Source organism: Stenotrophomonas sp. YJH_SMC_54 (genome assembly GCF_059368435.1).
Genome location: NZ_JCAFRS010000005.1, coordinates 183,601 through 203,300, shown reverse-complemented (window position 1 = coordinate 203,300; position 19,700 = coordinate 183,601). Strand labels below are relative to the sequence as shown.

General features: G+C 66.8%; 15 protein-coding genes. 4 read left to right on the top strand and 11 right to left on the bottom strand.

The window, feature by feature from the left end; translation table 11 throughout:
* Positions 1–57 precede the first annotated feature (57 nt).
* The gene (locus AC5P5S_RS08035) at positions 58–1,041 is read left to right on the top strand and encodes a hypothetical protein (protein WP_049459712.1); all 984 of its coding nucleotides are present in this window, start codon (positions 58–60) and stop codon (positions 1,039–1,041) included.
* A gap of 10 nt (positions 1,042–1,051) precedes the next feature.
* On the opposite strand, the gene AC5P5S_RS08030 is transcribed toward AC5P5S_RS08035, so the two are convergent.
* From AC5P5S_RS08030 to AC5P5S_RS08020, 3 genes are all read right to left on the bottom strand, one after another.
* The gene (locus AC5P5S_RS08030; RefSeq protein WP_005410210.1) at positions 1,052–1,372 is read right to left on the bottom strand and encodes a hypothetical protein; all 321 of its coding nucleotides are present in this window, start codon (positions 1,370–1,372) and stop codon (positions 1,052–1,054) included.
* Between the two features lie 166 nt (positions 1,373–1,538).
* On the bottom strand, positions 1,539–4,001 hold the full coding sequence (locus AC5P5S_RS08025) for a S9 family peptidase (protein WP_062607359.1): 2,463 nt from the start codon (positions 3,999–4,001) through the stop codon (positions 1,539–1,541).
* Between the two features lie 167 nt (positions 4,002–4,168).
* A complete protein-coding gene (locus AC5P5S_RS08020; protein ID WP_005413891.1) occupies positions 4,169–4,498 on the bottom strand; it encodes a hypothetical protein in 330 nt (109 codons plus the stop codon).
* Positions 4,499–4,737: 239 nt separating this feature from the next.
* Here AC5P5S_RS08020 and AC5P5S_RS08015 point away from each other — a divergent pair, with 239 nt between their 5' ends.
* Positions 4,738–5,514 (top strand): HipA family kinase, encoded by a 777-nt coding sequence (locus AC5P5S_RS08015; protein ID WP_024957220.1) that lies wholly within the window; start codon positions 4,738–4,740, stop codon positions 5,512–5,514.
* Positions 5,492–5,893, top strand: a complete 402-nt coding sequence (locus AC5P5S_RS08010; protein ID WP_062607361.1) for a DUF3037 domain-containing protein — start codon at positions 5,492–5,494, stop codon at positions 5,891–5,893. Before AC5P5S_RS08015 ends, AC5P5S_RS08010 begins: the two co-directional genes overlap by 23 nt.
* A gap of 165 nt (positions 5,894–6,058) precedes the next feature.
* Here the strand turns inward: AC5P5S_RS08010 and AC5P5S_RS08005 are convergent, their stop codons facing one another.
* From AC5P5S_RS08005 to ligA, 8 genes are all read right to left on the bottom strand, one after another.
* Positions 6,059–6,541 carry an REP-associated tyrosine transposase gene (locus AC5P5S_RS08005; RefSeq protein ID WP_024957222.1) on the bottom strand — a complete coding sequence of 161 codons (483 nt, stop codon included), beginning with the start codon at positions 6,539–6,541 and terminating at the stop codon, positions 6,059–6,061.
* A 247-nt stretch (positions 6,542–6,788) separates the two neighbouring features.
* A complete protein-coding gene (locus AC5P5S_RS08000) occupies positions 6,789–9,317 on the bottom strand; it encodes a membrane-bound PQQ-dependent dehydrogenase, glucose/quinate/shikimate family (protein ID WP_495276301.1) in 2,529 nt (842 codons plus the stop codon).
* 130 nt (positions 9,318–9,447) lie between these two features.
* Entirely contained in the window at positions 9,448–12,162 is a 2,715-nt protein-coding gene (gyrA, locus tag AC5P5S_RS07995) for a DNA gyrase subunit A (RefSeq protein ID WP_005413900.1), read from the bottom strand.
* 218 nt (positions 12,163–12,380) lie between these two features.
* Positions 12,381–13,445 (bottom strand): S-methyl-5-thioribose-1-phosphate isomerase, encoded by a 1,065-nt coding sequence (mtnA, locus tag AC5P5S_RS07990; RefSeq protein ID WP_005413901.1) that lies wholly within the window; start codon positions 13,443–13,445, stop codon positions 12,381–12,383.
* Positions 13,446–13,492: 47 nt separating this feature from the next.
* Positions 13,493–14,221, bottom strand: a complete 729-nt coding sequence (locus tag AC5P5S_RS07985; RefSeq protein ID WP_024957225.1) for a DUF3011 domain-containing protein — start codon at positions 14,219–14,221, stop codon at positions 13,493–13,495.
* Positions 14,222–14,359: 138 nt separating this feature from the next.
* Positions 14,360–15,316 carry an EF-P lysine aminoacylase EpmA gene (gene epmA, locus AC5P5S_RS07980; protein WP_062607367.1) on the bottom strand — a complete coding sequence of 319 codons (957 nt, stop codon included), beginning with the start codon at positions 15,314–15,316 and terminating at the stop codon, positions 14,360–14,362.
* Entirely contained in the window at positions 15,313–15,798 is a 486-nt protein-coding gene (locus tag AC5P5S_RS07975; protein ID WP_005413904.1) for a GNAT family N-acetyltransferase, read from the bottom strand. Before AC5P5S_RS07975 ends, epmA begins: the two co-directional genes overlap by 4 nt.
* 49 nt (positions 15,799–15,847) lie before the next feature.
* A complete protein-coding gene (gene ligA / locus AC5P5S_RS07970; protein ID WP_172711800.1) occupies positions 15,848–18,319 on the bottom strand; it encodes an NAD-dependent DNA ligase LigA in 2,472 nt (823 codons plus the stop codon).
* Between the two features lie 248 nt (positions 18,320–18,567).
* Between ligA and AC5P5S_RS07965 the strand changes: the two genes are divergently transcribed.
* Positions 18,568–19,692 carry a pyridoxal phosphate-dependent aminotransferase gene (locus AC5P5S_RS07965; protein ID WP_062607369.1) on the top strand — a complete coding sequence of 375 codons (1,125 nt, stop codon included), beginning with the start codon at positions 18,568–18,570 and terminating at the stop codon, positions 19,690–19,692.
* Positions 19,693–19,700: the final 8 nt, after the last annotated feature.

Below are 19,700 nucleotides of genomic sequence, written 5' to 3'. Positions count from 1 at the left end.
ACCGGCGCTGTGCCAGACTCGCTTCGGCACCTGCCATGGAAGATGGAGCACCGCACGATGATGATCGTTCCCGCGTACTGGGCCGAAGCCCGCCTGCAGGCCCGTTTCCGTGGCCGGCCGGTGGTCGTGCGCCGCTTCGGCTGGTCCGACGAAGGCCCTGCCGAGGCGCAGGTGCACGCCGATCGCCGCGCCAACGAAGCCCTCAATGCCATCCTCGCCGGGCAGGCGCTTCCGCGACGCGAAGTGCGCAGCAACTACGGCGTGGAGGGCGTGCCGATCCGCGAGCAGATCGTGCAGCGCGAAGGCGACGTCATCATTACACGCAACAGCTACGGTGCGCTGTGCCTGAACACCCCGGACGTGCTGTTCGCCGACATCGATCATACGCAGCCACCTGCCGGTTGCGTGATGCCTGCAATCATCGCCGCAGTGCTGCTGTTCGCTGGCGCCGTCATCGGCACTCTGCTCTGGCACTGGCTGGTGGGACTGGTGCTGGGGGTAGCAGCGGTGCTGCTGGTCAACACGGCGATGCTGATGCAGCGCAAGCGGCGCCTGGCCGCGGCCGGTGGCGCCGAAGGCGTAGCCCTGCAACGGGTCGGGGCCTTCAGCGAACAGCATCCGGACTGGCATCTGCGTGCGTACCGCACGCCGGCTGGATTGCGCGTGCTGGCCATGCATGCCACGTTCCTGCCCGAAGACGAGCAGCTGCAGGCGTTCTTCAGAACGCTGGGCGCCGACACCCTGTACGCGCGCATGTGCCGGCTGCAGCACTGCTTCCGTGCGCGCCTGACACCAAAGCCGTGGCGCGTTGGCCTGAGGTACCGCATCCGTCCGCCGGTGGCCGCGTGGTCAGCCGAGCAGGCCAACAACCCGGATCGCCTGGCCTGGATTGCCGAGTACGAAAAGAAGAGTGCCGGCTTCGCCGCGTGCGCCTACCTGCGCAGTTTCGGTGATACCACGCGCATCCATGCCAAGGCCGAGCACGTGCGCGAACTGCACGACCGGTTGGCACATGCGCAGGACCGCCTGCCGCTGGCGTGAGCTCGGGTGCTCAATCAGCGCTCTGCACGAACGGCTGCCCTGCCAGGGTAGTGCCCAGCCGCACCGCAATCTGCTGTTCACCCTTCTCGAAGGTCGTCGCGCACTGCTTCCCGCCCTTCTGGCACCCCACTTCCGGAAAGCCCTCCAGCGATTCCGGCGCGCCCTGCGCCGGCTTCACCTGCCATCCCGCAGCATCCAGCAGGCGCTTGGCCTTGGCGTAGGGCATGCCGGCGATGATCCCCAGCTGCGCCAGCTCGGTGGGCAGCGACTGGGCATGGGCGTTTGAAACCAGGACCAACGACAACGTTGCAGCAAGAACGATGGCTTTCATTGCACCGACCCGGGACGAACTCACAGGGTCAGCCTAGCCCATCTGCGTGGCATGCGAATGTGCCGGTAACACGTCGTTACCGAGTCTCCACAGTTGATTGCAGAGCGCGTGCGGCTGGTTACAGCAGGATGCAGGAAGGCCACCCGGAGGTGGCCTTCCTGTTCCTTCACTTGGCGTTCTTCACGTAGGTGTCGAACCAGTTCAGCATTTCCGATACCAGCTGCTCGTTCGACTCCAGCGCGGTGTACCAGTGCGGCTCGTTCGGCAGCATCACCAGGCGGGTGGTACCGCCGTTGCCGCGGATCGCCTGGTACAGCTTGCGCGAGTGGAACGGCTCGGTGCCCGGGTTGGCGTCGTCCTCGCCGTGGACCAGCAGCAGCGGCAGCTTGATCTTGTCGGCATAGAAGAACGGCGAGGCCTTCAGGTACACGTCCTGCGCCTGCCAGACCGAGCGGCGTTCGTTCTGGAAGCCGAACGGGGTGAAGGTCTTGTTGTACGAACCACTGGTCGCCACGCCGGCCTTGAACAGCTTGGTGTGCGCGATCAGGTTGGCGGTCATCAGGCCGCCGTGGCTGTGACCGGTCACGCCGATGCGGTTGCGGTCGACCACGCCCATGTCCACGGCCTTGTCCACCGCCGCCTTGGCGTCGGCTTCCAGCTGCTCCAGGTAGGTGTCGTAGGCGTTCTTCGGGTCACCCACGATCGGGAACGAGGCGTTGTCGATGATCGCGTAGCCGGCCAGCAGCATCAGGCGGTACGGCTGCAGACGGGTGAAGGTCTGCTGCGAACCGGACACCTGGCCGGCCTGCGCGGCATTGGCGAAGTCGGCCGGGTACGCATACAGGATCGCCGGCACGCGCTGGCCTTCCTTGTAGCCCGGCGGCGTGTACAGGGTGAACGACAGGTCCACGCCGTCGGCACGCTTGTAGGTCACCAGCTGCTTCTTGATCTGGCGCACCTCCGGGGTCGGGTCGACCAGCTTGGTCAGCGCGGTCGCGGTGGACGCGAACTGCGCCTCGCCGGTCTTCGCATCAGCCACTGCCTCACCCTGCTGGCGGATGAAGGCGTTCGGGGGATCGATCACCGACTGGTGCCAGGTCAGGTAGCGACCCGGCGTGCTGCTGAAACCGAGGAACTGTTCGTAGGCGTCGGCACTGCTGCGGAACAGGCGCTCGCTCTTCAGGGTGCCCAGGTCCAGGCGGTCCAGGAACGGACGGTCGCCCTGCGGCGACGCGCCACGGCCGCTGAGGAACACATGGTTGCCCTCACGGCGCACCACCTGCGCGCCATTCGGCAGGCGGGTAAAGACCAGGTTGCCGGGGTTGCCATACAGCTCGTCGCTGGACATGTCCCACAGCAGGCGGCCTTCCTTCTTCGGCTGGTCCACATCGACGATGCGGGTCTGCATCCAGTGGCGGTTCTCGTCGTTCTCGTACTGGAACGCCACGGCCGGATCGGCGGTCCACGCGAAGCCCTCAAATCGCTGCGCGGTACGGGTGATTTCGGTCGGCTTGCCGTTGAACGGGGCCTTCAGCATCAGCACGCGGTCGCGGTGCGGCACGTTGACCTTCCAGTCGCCCTTGTCCAGTGCCTCGGCATAGACCAGGGTAGCTGGATCGGTGGCACGCCAGTCGAAGCCACGCGGGCCTTCCGGCACGCCATGTACCGGCACGCGGTCGGCCAACGGCAGGCTGGCAATCTTCGTGGATTTGCCGCTGGCGATATCCAGCACGGCCACGTCGTTGGCGAAGCGCTGGTAGGTCACCGCATGCGAGTATGGCGCCTTGATCGATTCGGTCAGCACGTGCACGCCATCGGGTGCAGCGCTGACTTCGTTGAACAGCGCCGGCTGCCCGACCGGACGCACGCTGTTGGCGGCGGTATCGACCACGGCCAGCTGCGAGGCACCGTAATAAGCGAACAGCTTCTCGTCATGCACGCTGGTCAGCGTGTCGCGGGCCTCGTAGGTGCTGCTCTCGCCACTGCTGCCCAGCGACTCCTGTGCATCCGGGCCGGTCGGTACGCCGCCGTTGGAAGGTGCCGGGCCCTGGTTGGCCGGTACCAGTTTCACCAGCAGGTTCTGGCTGCCGCCCAGCCACTGCACGGTGTAGCCGAAGATCGGGTTCAGCTGCACGTTCGGCACCTGCTTCACCTGCCCGGTGGCCGCATCGCCCACCCACAGCTGCACGCTGGTATCGATCGCATTCTGGAAGGCGAAATGGCTGCCATCGGCCGACCACAGCGCGCCGGTGGCGCAGCCCTGCGGCAGGTTGACCTTGGTTTCCTTGCCGCTGCCGATGTCGACCAGGGTGAAGTCGGCCACGCAGGCCGGAATGCCGTAGCCACCTGGGGTGTCATGGCGGCTGCGGTTCTTCGGCTCCAGGCGCACACCCGCCAGCTTCAGGTACGGCTGGGCAACGCGGCTGATCGACGGGTAGGTCTGCGCGGTGGTCAGCAGCAGGCGCTGGCCACCCGGGGCCACGTTCGGCGCCGGCGGCGGCGGTGCCTTCAACACCTTGAGCAGGTGTTCCGGCGGCTTCGCGTAATCGGCAAGCGCCGGGCCAGCGGCCAGCAGGCCGACGGTGGCAACGGCAACCGCCGCTGCCAGAGAGGTTCGACGGATGAGCATCCTTATCCCCTGAGGTGTGAATGGGCGCCCGGAATCGGGCATGGACCCGAATCTAGCACCGCAGGGGTTGTCGTGAATGGGCCGGAAGGGCTAGTGGCCGGATGGGGCAAAGTGCGGCTCCGGGAGGTGCCGGGGAACTGCCGGCACCTGCCAGGCATGGCCTGGCACTACTGCTGCGCGTGCAGGTCCCAGGTGGCCAGGTAGTCGGGGTCGACCACGATCATGCCGCTGGTGCGCATGCGGTACTCGCCGGGTTCGGCTGGTTGGTACTGGTCCAGCATCGGTGGCAGGTAGCGCTCGTGGCCATCATTCTCGTCGGCCAGCACCACGCCCTCGTCGGCGCTGATGCGCAACACCGTGCCGGCGTACTGCTCCAGCCCCTTCACCTGGCCGTCGCCGCCATAGCGGGTGACCCCGACCAGGACGACCTTGCCGATCATTTCTTCCGCCTTGGCATCGTCCAAGGTCGGCAGAATGGGAGTGAATTCGTCGCTCATCGGTGCACCTCCGTAGCCTGCAGGACATCGTGGATGAGGTTTCCGCTTCGCAGTGCGCGTCGCTGGCAGCCGAGCAGGTACCCAGCCTGGAGCCTCTGCATCGAGAGTGCCAGTACGCCCATGAACCCAAGGGTTCCTGTAGCAGGATGCTGCCATCGCAGGCGGAAGGTACAGGTGAAGGCCGAAATCGGTCCTCGCCGGTCAGAGGGTTGCGCCTGCACCCACGCTAGAATGCACGCATGCGCACCGTACATGCCCTCCGCTACATCACGCCCTTGCGGGAAGGTGGCTCCCTGCCGGCCGTGGTCGAGACCGACGACGACGGCATGGCCGTGCTGAAGTTTCGTGGCGCCGGCCAGGGCCCGAAAGCGTTGATCGCCGAGCTGATCGCCGGCGAGATGGCACGCACGCTGGGCCTGCCGATTCCGGAAATCCTGTTCGTCGAGCTGGACCGCGAGTTCGCCCGCACCGAGCCCGACCCGGAAATCCAGGAGCTGATCCGCGCCAGCGAAGGCCTGAACCTGGGCCTGGACTACCTGCCCGGCGCGATCAACTACGACCCGGCAGCGATGCCGGTGGATGCCGACCTGGCCTCGCGCATCGTCTGGTTCGATGCGTTCACCAGCAATGTCGATCGCACCACGCGCAACCCGAACCTGATGGTGTGGCATCGAAAGCTGTACCTGATCGATCACGGTGCGGCCATGTACTTCCATCACGACTGGGCCAACGCCGGCGATGCGTGCGAAAAGCCGTTCGTGCTGATCCGCGACCATGTGCTGCTGTCGTTCGCCAGTCGCATCGCCGAGGTGGATGCCGAGCTGGCCGCGCGCCTGACCGATGCCGAGATTGAACGCATCGTCGGCCTGGTGCCGGACAGCTGGCTGGTCCACGAGCCGGCGTTCGACAGCCCCCAAGCCTACCGCCAGGGTTACATCGATTATCTCAAGCACCGCCTGAAAGTGCGTGCGGTGTTCGTGCAGGAGGCCATCCGTGCCCACGCTGCACACGTATGACTATGCGGTCATCCGCGTGGTACCGCGGGTGGAACGCGAGGAGTTCATCAACGTCGGGGTGATCGTCTCCTGCCCTGGCGCGCGCCATCTGGAAGCGGCCATCGAGATCGATCCTGCGCGCCTGCGTGCCTTCGCGCCGGCGTTGGACCAGGAGGCGCTGCAACCATGGCTGGATGCGATCGTGGCCATCTGCCGCGGCGACGCCAGCGCCGGACCGATCGCACAGCTGCCTGCGCGCGCCCGCTTCCACTTCCTCACCGCCAAGCGCAGTTCGGTCGTGCAGATGTCGAGCACGCATGTGGGCCGCGCGGCCGACCCGGCGGGTGTGGTGGAACACTTGATGACGAAGATGGTGCGGGTGCCGGCACCTAACGCGTAGCGGCGACTGGTAGAGTCGACTGTTAGTCGACTAACGCACGCAGTGCGGGCTCTTCGGCGGCATTGATTAAGGCAGGCGACTAACAGTCGACTCTACCGGGTCGACTCTACCCGGTCGACTCTACCCGGTCGACTCTGCCCGGCTGACTCTGCCCGGTCGGTTCCATCACCATGCGCGTTCGCCTGCCGACTCAAGCTCGCTCAACGGCCAGCGGCACCATCCGTACGGATGGTCACCGATCTGCGCGGCAAGACCGGCTCGAACGGGATTTGCCAGAATGTAGCAAGCGTGCCTGTGCAGCGACGCGTCACTGCGGATCGCATGATCGTGATAACCCGCCTGCCAGATTGCACCCTGGCTCCCTCGCCGCCGGTTGATTAGAAAGCTGCTGCGCGCCTTGAAGCGCTGCACGCAGTAGCCCAGCGAATGGCCACGAAGTTGAGCCAGCCAGTGGATGTGATCCGGCATGATCACCCAGGCAAACGATGCAGTCAGGCCTTCCCGATCCATCGATCCGAGGAGCTGCATGGCAAGGTCGGCATTGGCAGGGCTATCGAAAACACGATGGCGGTTCCGGCACACCATGGTGATGGTGTAGACGTTGCCGACTATGGATCGGCGGCCGGCAAGCAGTTGAGGGCTGGGCATGAGTTCGAGAATGCCCGCCAGGATGGATGCTCGACATCGGTTCACTGCCAACGTCAGGATCAGGGATCATCTTGATGCAGCGTCCGGGGATGTGGAGTCGCCTGGGTAGAGTCGACTGTTAGTCGACTATCGCGCGAAGCGCGGGCTTTCCAGCATGGGAGAGAAGAGCAGTCGACTCTACCCAGTCGGCTCTATCCAGTCGGCTCTATCCAGTCGGCTCTACCCAGCCGGTTCTACCCCGTCGGCCCTACCTGGGCAACGCAAACGCAATCACGTAATCGCCGTTCGGGGTTTCCATGAAATGGTGGCCGCCGGCCATGATCACCACGTACTGGCGCCCGCCCTGCTCGTACACCATCGGATTGGCCTGGCCGCCGGCAGGCAGCTTGGCGTGCCAAAGCTCCTTGCCGGTCTTCAGGTCGATGGCGCGCAGCAGGTCATCGGTGGCGGCGGCGATGAAGATCAGGCCGCTGGCGGTCACTACCGAACCGCCGTTGTTCGGCGTGCCGATCTCGATCGGCAGGCCGGAACGGATGCCGAACGGTCCGTTGCCGCGCGCACTGCCAAACGGACGGTCCCACAGCAGTTTGCCGGTGCGCAGGTCGATGGCACGGATACCGCCATAGGGCGGCTGCTTGCACAGCAGGCCGGTGAACGGCAGCCGCCAGCCGGCGTTGACCTGGATGGCGTAGGGCGTACCCACCTGCGGGTCGCCCGCGCCTTCGGCACCGCCCTTGTCGAACCGGACCTTCTCGCGCGGCAGCCAGCCCAGCCGGTCGGCCTCCGCGCGTGGCACCAGCCGGTTGTAGTTGGGCATGTCGTTGTAGTTGGCCACGATCACGCCGCGGCGCGTATCGATGGATACGCTGCCCCAGTCCGAGCCGCCGTTGTAGCCGGGGTACTCGATGGAATGTCGCTCGCTGCTCGGCGGCGTGTAGAACCCTTCGTAGTACGCCTTGCGGAACTGGATGCGGCAGACCAGCTGGTCAATCGGGGTGATGCCCCACATGTCACGCTCGGTCAGGTCATGTTCGCGGCGCAGCGTGTGGTACAGCGAAAACAGCTGGGTGGGAGAACGCTGCTCGGGTTCGACGCCGCCGACCGGCACCTTGCGCTCTTCGGCGGCAGTCAGGAGCTGGCCGTTGCGGCGATCGAGGATGTACATGTCACCCTGCTTGGTCGGCAGCAGGATCGCCGGCACCTTGCCCGCCGCCGTCGGGTAGTCGATCAGTCTGGCCTGCGAACCCAGGTCGTAGTCCCACACATCCTTGCGCACCGCCTGGAAATGCCAGGCCGGCTTGCCGGTGGCCACGTCGATCGCCACCAGCGAGGTGGAATAGCGGTTCTGGTTTTCCGTGCGCGAGCCGCTCCAGTAGTCGCCCGCGGCATTGCCCAGCGGCAGGTAGACCAGGCCCAGCGCTTCATCACCGGTGGCGGTGGTCCACATGTTGGGGGTGCCGCGCGTGTAGGTCTGCTCGCGCGGCGGCAGGCCGCTGCGCTCGGGCTGGTCCATGTCCCACGCCCAGCGCAGCTTGCCGGTGATGGCGTCGTACGCCTGGATCACGCCCGACGGCGCATCGCGGCGCTGCCCGTCCAGCACCTGATGACCGGTCACGATCACGCCGCGCACGATGGCCGGCGGCGAGTTGATCGACACGTAACCCGGTGGCACCTCGCCCATGCCCAGGGTGATGTCGACCTGGCCGTTGTTGCCGAAGTTGGCGCAGGGGCGGCCGCTGTCCGCGTCCACCGCGATGATGCGACCGTCCAGCGTGCCTTCAATGATACGCGCCCAGCACGCCGGTCGACTGCCCGGTGCAGCACTGCGGGTGACACTGGGCGGCGGCTCCGGCAGGGCCAGATCGGCAGCGACATCGGCCAATGCCACGTCGGCAAGGGTCGGCGTGCTGGGCTGCTCGTAATAGCTCACACCACGACAGGCAGCGGTATAGGGAATCGAGGCATCCTTCACCTTTGGATCGAACCGCCACAGTTCCTTGCCGCTGGCAGCATCAAGCGCGATCAGGCGGTTGCGTGCGGTGCACAGGTACAGGCGGTCGCCGATCTTCAGCGGCGTGGTTTCGGCACCCCAGCGCTTCTTCGGCATATCCCCGGTACGGAACTGCCAGGCCGGTTGCAACGTGGCCACATTGGCCGGGGTGATCTGCTGCAGCGGCGAATAGCGGGTGCCCGCATTGCTGCGGCCCCACGCCGGCCAGTCGCCCTCGGCGGGCTGGTCACCCGGCTGCAGGCCCGTGGTATCGCGCGTAGGTTCCAGTCCGGCGCTGACCGCGCCTTCCGGGAACGGCTGATGCCCATCCACTTCACCATGCGGCGCGAAAGCTAGGCCGAAGGCGGCCACGAACACCAGCATCAGCACGCCCGCCACGCTGCGCGACAGGCGTTTTGAAACCGGCTCGCGCAGTGTCGGCGCCAGCAGCGCCAGCACGATGCCGAGCGCAGTCACCAGCCCGAGCCGCGGTACCCAGCGCCAGTAGTCGCTGCCCGATTCCCACCAGGTCCACAGCAGCGTGCCGACGAACACCAGCGCATACAGCAGCGCGCCGCTGCGGTGGTTGCCGAACAGCAGGATTCCGCTGGCCAGCAGGCCGAGTCCGGCGATGGCGTAGTACGCCGAGCCGCCAAGGCTGAGCAGCCACGCGCCGAGCCCGCCGATGACCAGGCCGAGCACGACCAGCAGCAGCGACAGCACGGTGACGAGGGGATGCCGGGAGGCGCGGACAGGAGCAGGAGCGGACTGCGGCGTGGCGGACATCGTCGATCTCCGGGGGCAGCATGCGCCGTTATCCCACCGCCTGCGTGAAGCGCGCGCGTATGCGTGGCACCCGGATACGACGACGCCGGCACAGGGCCGGCGTCGTCGGTACCTCAGGCTCGCGGCAGGATCACTCCTGCGCGGCGTCCTCGCTGCTGGCAGCAGCCGGTGCGCCGTCGGTCGTGGCCGGGGCGGCGGCAACCACCTCGTCCTCGTCCTCGTCGATCGAGGCATCCATGCGCTCCACCGCCTGCAGCTTCTCGTCCTTGGAGAGGCGGATCAGGGTCACGCCCTGGGTGTTGCGGCCGACGCGGCTGATTTCCGAGCCACGCGTACGCACCAAGGTGCCACCATCGGAGATCAGCAGGACTTCGTCGCTGGAGCCCATCAGCACCGCGGCGACCAGCTTGCCATTGCGCTCGGTGGTCTGGATGCCGATCACGCCTTGGGTGCCACGGCCCTTGCGCGGATAGTCCGGCAGCGGGGTGCGCTTGCCATAGCCGTTCTCGGTCGCGGTCAGGATGTACTGAACGCTGGCGTCGTCGGCGCCTTCGATCACCGCATCGCCATTGGCGGCGGCTTCCTCGACACCGCTGTCGTCCTCGTTCTCGTCCTCGATGCCACCGGCACTTTCGGCCACGATCAGGCTGACCACCTCCTCGCCGGCCGGCATCTTGATGCCCCGCACGCCGGTGGCGGTACGGCCCATTGAGCGGACCTTGTCCTCGCCGAAGCGCACGGTCTTGCCGTTGGAGGCGAACAGCAGGATGTCGCGCTGGCCGTCGGTCAGGCCGACGCCGACCAGCGCGTCGCCCTCATCGAGGTTGATCGCGATCTTGCCGCGCGCCAGACGGAAGGCGAACTCACCCAGCGGGGTCTTCTTGACCGTACCGTTCTTGGTGGCGAAGAACACGAACTGGCCATCGGCGTAATCGCGCACCGGCAGTACGGCCTGCACGCGTTCACCCGGTTCCAGCGGGATCCAGTTGATGATCGGACGGCCGCGGGCGTTGGAGCCCGCTTCCGGCAGCTGGTAGACCGGCAGCCAGAACACCTTGCCCGAACTGGTGAAGGTCAGCAGCGTGTCATGCGTGTTGACCAGCCACAGCTGTTCGATGAAATCCTCTTCCTTGGTCGCGGCCGCACTACGGCCACGACCACCACGGCGCTGCGCGCGGTACACGCTCACCGGCTGGCGCTTCACGTAACCGGCATGCGACACGGTGACCACCACGTCTTCCGGCGCGATCAGGTCGAGGATGTCCAGGTCTTCTTCGCTGTGGCGGATCTCGGTACGACGCTCGTCGCCGAATTCGGCCTTCACACTGACCAGCTCTTCGCGGATCACCTGCAGCAGGCGGTCGGGATCTTCCAGGATGTGGATCAGCCCGGCGATCACTTCCAGCAGCTGCTTGTACTCATCGGTCAGGCGGTCCTGCTCCAGCCCGGTCAGGCGGTGCAGGCGCATTTCCAGGATCTGGGTGGCCTGGATCTCGGTCAGCTGGTAGCCGCCCTCGATCAGGCCCACGCCCTTGGGCAGGTCTTCCGGGCGCGAGGCTTCGGCGCCGGCGGCACCCAGCATCGCACCGACCAGGCCCGGCTCCCACACGCGGGCCAGCATGCGTTCGCGTGCTTCGTTCGGGTTCGGCGAGGTCTTGATCAGTTCGATCATCTCGTCGATGTTGGCCAGCGCGACGGTCAGGCCTTCCAGCACGTGGGCACGGGCGCGCGCCTTGCGCAGCTCGAACACGGTACGGCGGGTGACCACTTCGCGACGGTGGCGGACGAACGCCTCCAGCATCTGCTTGAGGTTCATCAACTGCGGGCGGCCATCGACCAGCGCCACCATGTTGATGCCGAACACCGATTCCATCTGCGTCTGCTGGTACAGGTTGTTCAGCACAACCTCGGCAGATTCACCGCGCTTGATCTCGATGTAGATGCGCATGCCGTCCTTGTCGGACTCATCGCGCAGCTCGCTGATGCCTTCGATCTTCTTTTCCTTGACCAGCTCGGCGATCTTCTCGATCAGACGCGCCTTGTTCACCTGGTAAGGAATTTCAGTGACGATGATCGATTCGCGGCCGTTGTCGGCCACTTCGATATCGGCCTTGGCACGGATGCGCACGCGGCCACGGCCGGTGCGGTAGCCGGCGACGATGCCGGCGGTGCCGTTGATGATGCCGGCGGTCGGGAAATCCGGGCCCGGGATGTACTCCATCAGGCCGTCGACGTCGATTTCCGGGTTGTCGATCAGCGCGATGCAGGCGTTGATCGATTCGCTCAGGTTGTGCGGCGGGATGTTGGTCGCCATGCCCACCGCGATACCGGCCGAACCGTTGACCAGCAGGTTCGGGAACCGGGTCGGCATGACCGTCGGCTCCAGTTCCTTTTCGTCGTAGTTGGGCTGGAAATCGACGGTTTCCTTGTCGATGTCCGCCATCAGCTCATGCGCCAGGCGCGACATGCGCGCTTCGGTGTATCGCATTGCCGCGGCGGAGTCGCCATCGATGGAGCCGAAGTTACCCTGGCCATCGACCAGCATGTAACGCAGCGAGAACGGCTGTGCCAGGCGCACCAGCGTGTCGTATACCGACTGATCGCCATGCGGGTGGTACTTACCGATGACGTCACCGACGATACGCGCCGACTTGAAGTAGGGCTTGTTGCTGTGCGCGTTGAGTTCATTCATCGCGAACAGCACGCGGCGATGCACCGGCTTGAGGCCGTCGCGCGCATCCGGGAGCGCGCGGCCCACGATCACGCTCATGGCGTAATCGAGGTAGCTCTTGCGCATCTCGTCTTCCAGGTTGACCTGGATGATTTCCTTGGCGGTTTCTGCCATTCGGGTTCCGTTGTCTGGTAGCGGTCCAGTCCGGCGCAGCCCCCTGCGGGAGGGGGTCGTGCCGGAACCTCGATTCAACCTGCGGATATTACCACAACAGGCCGTTTTCCGCCTCCCTTTACGGGTATTTTACCTGCACAAATCAGGAACTTAGGGGGTTGCCGGCCCGCGGCCGGCACCACCGGGGGCGGAGGTCACGCGGCCCCTCCCCCCGCGCGTCAGCCGCCGAAGGCGGCGCGCATGTTCTCCGGGGTCGGGTTCAGGATCACGCCGCGCTCGGTCACGATGGCGTCGATCAGCTCACCCGGGGTGACGTCGAACACCGGGTTCCAGGCAGCGATGCCCTCTGCCACCGTGCGGGTGCCGCCCACGCCGTACAGCTCGCCCGGATCGCGCTGCTCGATCTCGATCTGGCTGCCGTCCACGGTCTCCATGTCCACCGTCGAGGACGGCGCCACGACCATGAACTTCACGCCGTGATGGCGGGCGGCGATGGCCAGCTGGTAGGTCCCGATCTTGTTGGCGGTATCGCCGTTGGCGCAGATGCGGTCGGCACCGACGATCACCCACTGCACAGCGCCGGTCTTCATCAGGTGCGAGGCGGCTGAATCGGCGATCAGCGTGGCGTCAATGCCATCCTGCTGCAGCTCCCACACGGTCAGGCGCGCGCCCTGCAGCCACGGACGGGTCTCGCCAGCGAACACGCGGGCAATGCGGTGCTGGGCCATGCCGGCGCGGATCACGCCCAGCGCGGTGCCGAAGCCGGCGGTGGCCAGCGAGCCGGTGTTGCAGTGGGTCAGCACGCCGCTGCCGGCTTCGATCAGGCCTGCGCCCAGCGCGCCCATGTGGCGATTGGCGGCCAGGTCTTCCTCGGCGATGGCCTGCGCTTCGGCCTCCAGCTTCGCCTTCCAGTCAGCACCGGCGGCATTCAGGCAACGGCGCATGCGCGCCAGCGCCCAGGCCAGATTGACGGCGGTCGGACGCGAAGCGTTCAGACGCTGCAGCGCCGGTTCCAGCTGCTGCAGCGCGTGCGCACCGTCTGCGGCCTGCACGTCACGTGCGGCCAGCACCACGCCCCAGGCGGCGGCGATGCCGATGGCCGGCGCACCGCGCACGGTCAACGCGTGGATGGCCGCAGCCACTTCGTCACTGTCATGGCAGACCACATGCTCGACCACGAACGGCAGCTTGCGCTGGTCCAGCAGTTGCAGGGCATCGCCGGTCCACAGGATCGGGCGGATATGGTCGTAACGGGCGTAGTCGATGTCGGAGGCAGTGTTCATGGGCCCATTGTAGGGCCACGCCCCCCGGGGTTGGAGCCCGCCCGGGCTCAATTCACCGAGAACTCGGCGCGGCAGCCACCGTCCACCCAGATGCCGTTGCGGTTCCAGCCCCAGGTGTTGCCTTCCTCGCACGGGGTGCTGGACAGCTGCTCGGAGACGGCGGCACCGACCGAGATGCTGGCGCCGCAGAAGCGGCGCTTCTTCGACTTCGATTCACAGGTCAGCCGGCGTGGTACGTCAACGAATCGGCCGTCCTCGTCAGCCACTTCGAAATCCCCCTGGCAACCGCGGCTGGTCCAGACTTCATTGCGCTTGTAGCCCCAGCCCTGCCCTTCGCGGCATGGCAGCGCCGACAGCTGGCGCAGCAGGCGTACTGGCGCGCCATCCAGGCGCACCGGGCAGCTCTGCGGGCGACCATTGGATTCACAACGCACCACGCGACGGACCAGGCGCTTGCCCTCGCTTGCTACCGGCGCAGCACCCGCAGCGCGGCGTGCGCGGAACTCGGCGCGGCAGCCCAGCGTGACCCACACGCCACTGCGGTCGGTGCCCCATTCGCTGCCACGGATACAGCTGCTGTTGGAAAGCTGGCGCACCAGGTCGACGCCGTTGCTGACATCGATATCGCAATGCACCCAGCCCATGTCGCGTGATTCGCAGGTCACCACTTCACCGTCGTAGCCGGCCTGCTGGGCAGATGCCGATGACGGCAACCAGGCACCCCAGAGCGCGATGGAGTAAACCGGTGCAGCGACAACCGCAAACCACTTGACCAAAGCCTTCCCCAGCAGGAATGGATGAACTGCGTGCCAGTGTCCGGCATCTGCCGTGATAAGAGCATCATCCTGCTTACCGAAGCAAGCGCGGAATCGCGGAATTCCGTTCAGTCTTTGACGTTCAGGAACGCAGGTCGCTCATGCGTGGGCAAAGTCGTAGGCCAGCACGTCGGCGATGCGCGGCGTGCGGTTCATCGCCATCAGGAGGCGATCGACCCCCACCGCCACGCCCGCGCACGCCGGCATCGATGGCAGCGCGGCCAGCAGCGCCTCGTCCAGCGCCGGCTGCACCTGGCCACGTTCATGGCGTCGCTGCAGGTCACGCTGGAAGCGCGCGCGCTGCTCGTGGGCGTCGTTCAGTTCGTGATAGCCGTTGGCCAGCTCCACCGCGCCCAGGTACAACTCGAAACGCTCGGCCAGGGGTGGTGTACCGGCACGGATGCGCGCAAGCGCCGCCTGGCTGGCCGGCCAGTCATGGACCACGGTCATCACTGTGTCATCAAACTGCGGCTGGATGCGATGGGTCATCAACAGGTCCAGCCAGTCGTCGCGGGTCAAACCGACCGGATCGATGTGCACATCATCCATCGCGGCCCGCAATGCAGCCTCATCGGCCTTGAACGGGTCAACGCCCACATGCTGCTGGAACAGCTCGCGGTAGCTCAGCACGCGCAGGGTCGCACTGCGCCCGACCAGCGCCAGCGCCTGGCCGACCAGCTCGGCGGTCTCCTGCACCAGGCGATGATGATCCCAGCCAACCCGGTACCACTCCAGCATGGTGAATTCCGGGTTGTGGCGGCCGCCCGCCTCGCCATTGCGGAACACCCGGCCCAGTTCGTAACAGTCACCCACGCCCGCCGCCAACAGGCGCTTGAGCGGATACTCCGGCGAGGTGCGCAGCCAGCGGCGGCGTCCGCCGGCATCGACATGGCCGGTGAAATCGGTATGGAAGCTGTCGATGTTCGGCTCGGTGTTGCCGGCCACCGACAGGATCGGCGTTTCCACTTCCAGCACATCGCGTTCGGCGAAGAAGCGGCGGACCAGCGCATTGAGCGCGGCGCGCTGCTGCAGCGCGCGCAGCAGGGCCTCGCTCACAGGATGCCCTCCGGGCGCGGGTGGTCCAGCGGCAGGGTCAGCAGATCGCGGGTGTCATCGATGTAACCGCTCGCCAGATAGAGGCGACGGGCCAGCTCGTTGTGATGGTTCACTTCCAGGCGTAGGCGGCTTACGCCGCGGCCCCGTGCCCGCTGTTCGCAGATGGCCAGCGCCTGCTTGCCGCGGCCGCGACCACGCGCACGATGGCTCAGGTACAGCTCGTCCAGCAGCATGAAGTGGCCGCCCTGCTCCAGGCTGAAGCCCATCGCGATCACCGCGTAGCCGACCACCTCGGCCGCCTCGTCCAGCCACAGCAGCACTTCGCCGTTGCGTGGGTCGGCCAGCAGCGCATCCACGCCGCGACGCACGCGCGCGTCGTCGAAGTCGATCCTGTCTTCGGCATAGAACTCGCGCATCAACGCGATCAACAGTTCTTCGTCGGCACGGGTGGCCAGGCGGAAATCCAGTGGGGCAGTCTGCATCGGTGTTCCTTTGTGCTTCATGCCGGGTGCCGGGCACCCGGCGGCGTCATCATTCGTGTTCGGCAAGATAGGCCAGCAGGCGGTCCTCATCCCACACCGGCACGCCCAGCGACTGTGCCTTGTCCAGCTTGGAGCCGGCCTCGGTACCGGCCACCACGAAGCTGGTCTTCTTCGACACACTGCCGGAGACCTTGGCACCCAGCGCTTCCAGGCGTTCCTTGGCGGCATCGCGGGTGAGCTGGGCCAGGGTGCCGGTCAGCACCACGGTCTGCCCATCCAGCGGACCCGCCACGATCTCGGCCAGCGCCGGCGCCTTGGCCAGGATCTCCCGCATCGCGTTCTCGGCGGCCAACAGCATCGCACCGTGGCCATCAGCGTCCAGCCATTCGGCCAGACCGCGCGCGGTGTCATCGGGCAGGCCGGCGTTGACGAACTGGCCATGCTCGGCATCGAGCACCGCCTGTGCGCCGGGAAGCGCAGCCACCAGCTTTTCGGCGCGCAGACGGGTGATGCCGGGGATCTCCGACTCGACCAGCAACTGCGCCAGATCCAGCCCGTCGCGCAGCTTGGCACTGGGCGCATGCACGTCGCTGATGCGCACCTGGCCGACCTGCAGCAGGTCATCGATGGCCTGCTGGTTGCCCTGCTGCTCGAAGAAGTGGCCAAGCGAACGCGCCACTTCGCCACCGATGTCCGGCACACGCTTGAACAGCGGCCACGGCAGGTGGCGGATCAGCTCCAGGTCACCGAACCACTGCGCCAGCGCCTTGGCCGTGCTCTCGCCCACGTGCTCGATGCCAAGCGCGAACAGCACGCGCTCCAGCGTGGCCGCACGGCTGGCGTCGATCGCTGCGATCAGGTTGTCGGCCCACTTGGTGGCGATCTTCTTCGTGTTCCATTCGAAGCTGGCCGGCTGCGCCAGCGCCTGCGCGCGCCAGCCCGGATCGTTGCCGTCCAGCTTGAGCACCGCATTGAGCACCGCACCACTGCCCTCGGCGGGAAGGTGCAGCTTCAGCGCCGCTGCCAGCGCCGACGGCTCCTCGGCGTCCAGCACCAGCTTCAGGTGCAGCAGCGTATCGCGGCTGAGCCGGTACAGGTCGGCCACGCTCTTGACGATGCCCGCGTCGACCAGGGTTTCGATGTACTTGTCGCCGAGACCGTCGATGTCCATGGCACGGCGCGAGGCGAAATGGGCAATGGCTTCCTTGCGCTGCGCCGGGCAGGACAGTTCGCCCGAACAACGCCACGCCGCCGCCCCCTCCTCACGCACGATCTCCGAGCCGCACACCGGGCAGCGCGTCGGCATCTGCCACGGCGTGGTGCCCTGCGGGCGGCGGTCGAGAATGACGCTGACCACCTCGGGAATCACGTCGCCAGCGCGGCGCACGATCACGCTGTCGCCAACGCGCACATCGAGACGCGCGATCTGGTCGGCGTTGTGCAGGGTGGCGTTGGACACGATCACGCCAGCCACAGCCACCGGCGCCAGTCGCGCGACCGGCGTGGCAGCACCGGTGCGGCCGATCTGGATCTCGATCGCCTCCACCGTGGTGCTCTGTTCCTGCGCAGGGAACTTGTGCGCGATGGCCCAGCGCGGCGCACGGGAGACGAAGCCCATCGCCTGCTGACCCGCACGGTCATCCAGCTTGTAGACCACGCCATCGATATCAAACGGCAGGCCGTCACGGCGTTCACCGATAGTGCGGTAGTAACCGAGCAGGCCGTCGGTGCCCTCCACCACTTTGCACAGCTCACTGACCGGGAAGCCCCAGGCGCCGAGCTGGGCGAGGGTGCCCGAATGGGTGTCCGGCAGCTCGCCGCCCTGCACTTCGCCGGTGCCGTAGGCGAAGAAACTCAGCCTGCGCTGCGCACTGATCTTCGGGTCGAGCTGGCGCAGCGAACCGGCCGCCGCGTTGCGCGGATTGGCCAGCACCTTGCCGCCCTGCAGGCGCGCACGTTCGTTGTAGGCCTCGAAGTCGGCGCGGGCCATGTAGACCTCGCCGCGCACCTCCAGCACATCCGGCCAGTCCTTGCCGTGCAGGCGCTTGGGAATGTCACCGATTTCGCGCAGGTTGGCGGTCACGTCCTCGCCGGTACTGCCATCGCCACGGGTCGCGCCGAGCACGAAATGACCGTCCTCGTAGCGCAGGCTGATCGCCAGGCCGTCCATCTTCGGCTCGGCCGAGAACCGCAGGCTGCGACGCCCCAGGCGCTCATCGATGCGGCGCACGAAATCGGCCACTTCCTCGTCGCTGAAGGCATTGGACAGCGACAACATCGGTACCGCATGGCGCACTTCCGGGAAGCGGCCAGAGGGGCGCGCACCGACCTGCTGGGTCGGGCTGTCGGCACGGGCCAGTTCCGGGTGCTCGCGCTCCAGCGCTTCCAGCTCGCGCACCATCCGGTCGTAGTCGACGTCGGGAATCTCCGGCGCGTCCAGCTCGTGATAGGCGCGGTTGGCCTGGGCGATCTGCCGGCGAAGGTCTTCGGCGCGTTCGGCGGGGCTGGGGCTCATCGGGATCCGGTGGTTCTGGGATGGCCGGGGATTCTACCGCGCCCAGCCGTCAGGCCCTGTAACGCCTCCGCCTTTGCAGCGTCGAGCGTGCTCGACGGGCACTCTCCGCTCCGGCAGGTGCCAACCTTCTCCCTCGTTCCGGTAGGTGCCAACCTTGGTTGGCACATCTGCATGGCGCGACGCCCCAAAAAGCAGCTTGCCGCCCACCCTCGCCGGCGCTAGCGTGCGACGGTCTGCCCTTCGGAATCCTGCCCGTGACCCTGCCCGCTTCCCGTCGACGCTTCCTGCAACTGGCCGGAGCCGGCCTCGCCGTCGCCGGCAGCGGGCTGCCGCGGCCCGGCCATGCCCAACCCGCGACAGCCGTCGCCCCGGGCCCCGCCGAAGGTGCGGTGCTGCTGAATTTCAACGAATGCCCCTACGGCCCCTCGCCCGCAGCCCAGCAGGCGGCACGCGACAGCATCGCCGGTTGCGGCCGCTACCGTTTCGCACTGGCCGGTCAGGTGCGCGACGCCTTCATCGAACAGGCGCGCATTCCGGCCGATCACGTGCGGCTCTATCCGGGTTCCAGCGAACCGCTGAACCGGGCCGCCGTGCTGTGGACAAGCCCGCAGGCGGGACTGGTGGTGGCCGACCCGACGTTCGAGACGCTGGGCGAGGTCGCCGCCGCACACGGTGCATACGTGCAGAAGGTGCCGCTGCGCAACGATGGCGCACATGACCTGCGCGCGATGGTTGCCGCCGCACACGCGCGCCCGACCGGGCTGCTGTATGTGTGCAACCCGAACAACCCGACCGGCTCGATCAGCCCGCCGGATGAGCTCGCCTGGCTGCTGGCCCACAAGCCTGCGTCCACCCGCGTACTGGTCGACGAGGCCTACCTGCAGTACAGCGAGCAGCCGAGTCTGATCGCGCAGGTGGCGCAGCGCGATGACCTGATCGTGTTGCGCACGTTCTCCAAGCTTTATGGCATGGCCGGCCTGCGCCTGGGCGTGGCGGCCGCGCATCCCGACCGCCTGCGCGAACTGGCCAGCCTGGGCGACAACCCGCTACCCGTGCCAGCACTGGCCGCGGCACTGGCCAGCCTGCAGGATCCTCAGTTGATCGCGCAGCGGCGCCTGCAAAATGCCAAGGTGCGGCAGGCCACCATCGGGTGGCTGGGCAAGCGTGGTTTCAGCTGCGTGCCGTCGGAAGCGAACTGCTTCGTGGTGGATGTGCAGCGCGACGGTGCCGCCTTTGCCAAGGCGATGGCAGACAACGGCGTGATCATTGGCCGCAGCTGGCCGATCTGGCCGCAGCGCGTGCGCGTGACCGTCGGCACCGAAGATGAAATGGCCGCGTTCCGCAGGGCATTTGCCAAGGTCGCCGGCGTACCGGCCTAACCCTGTTG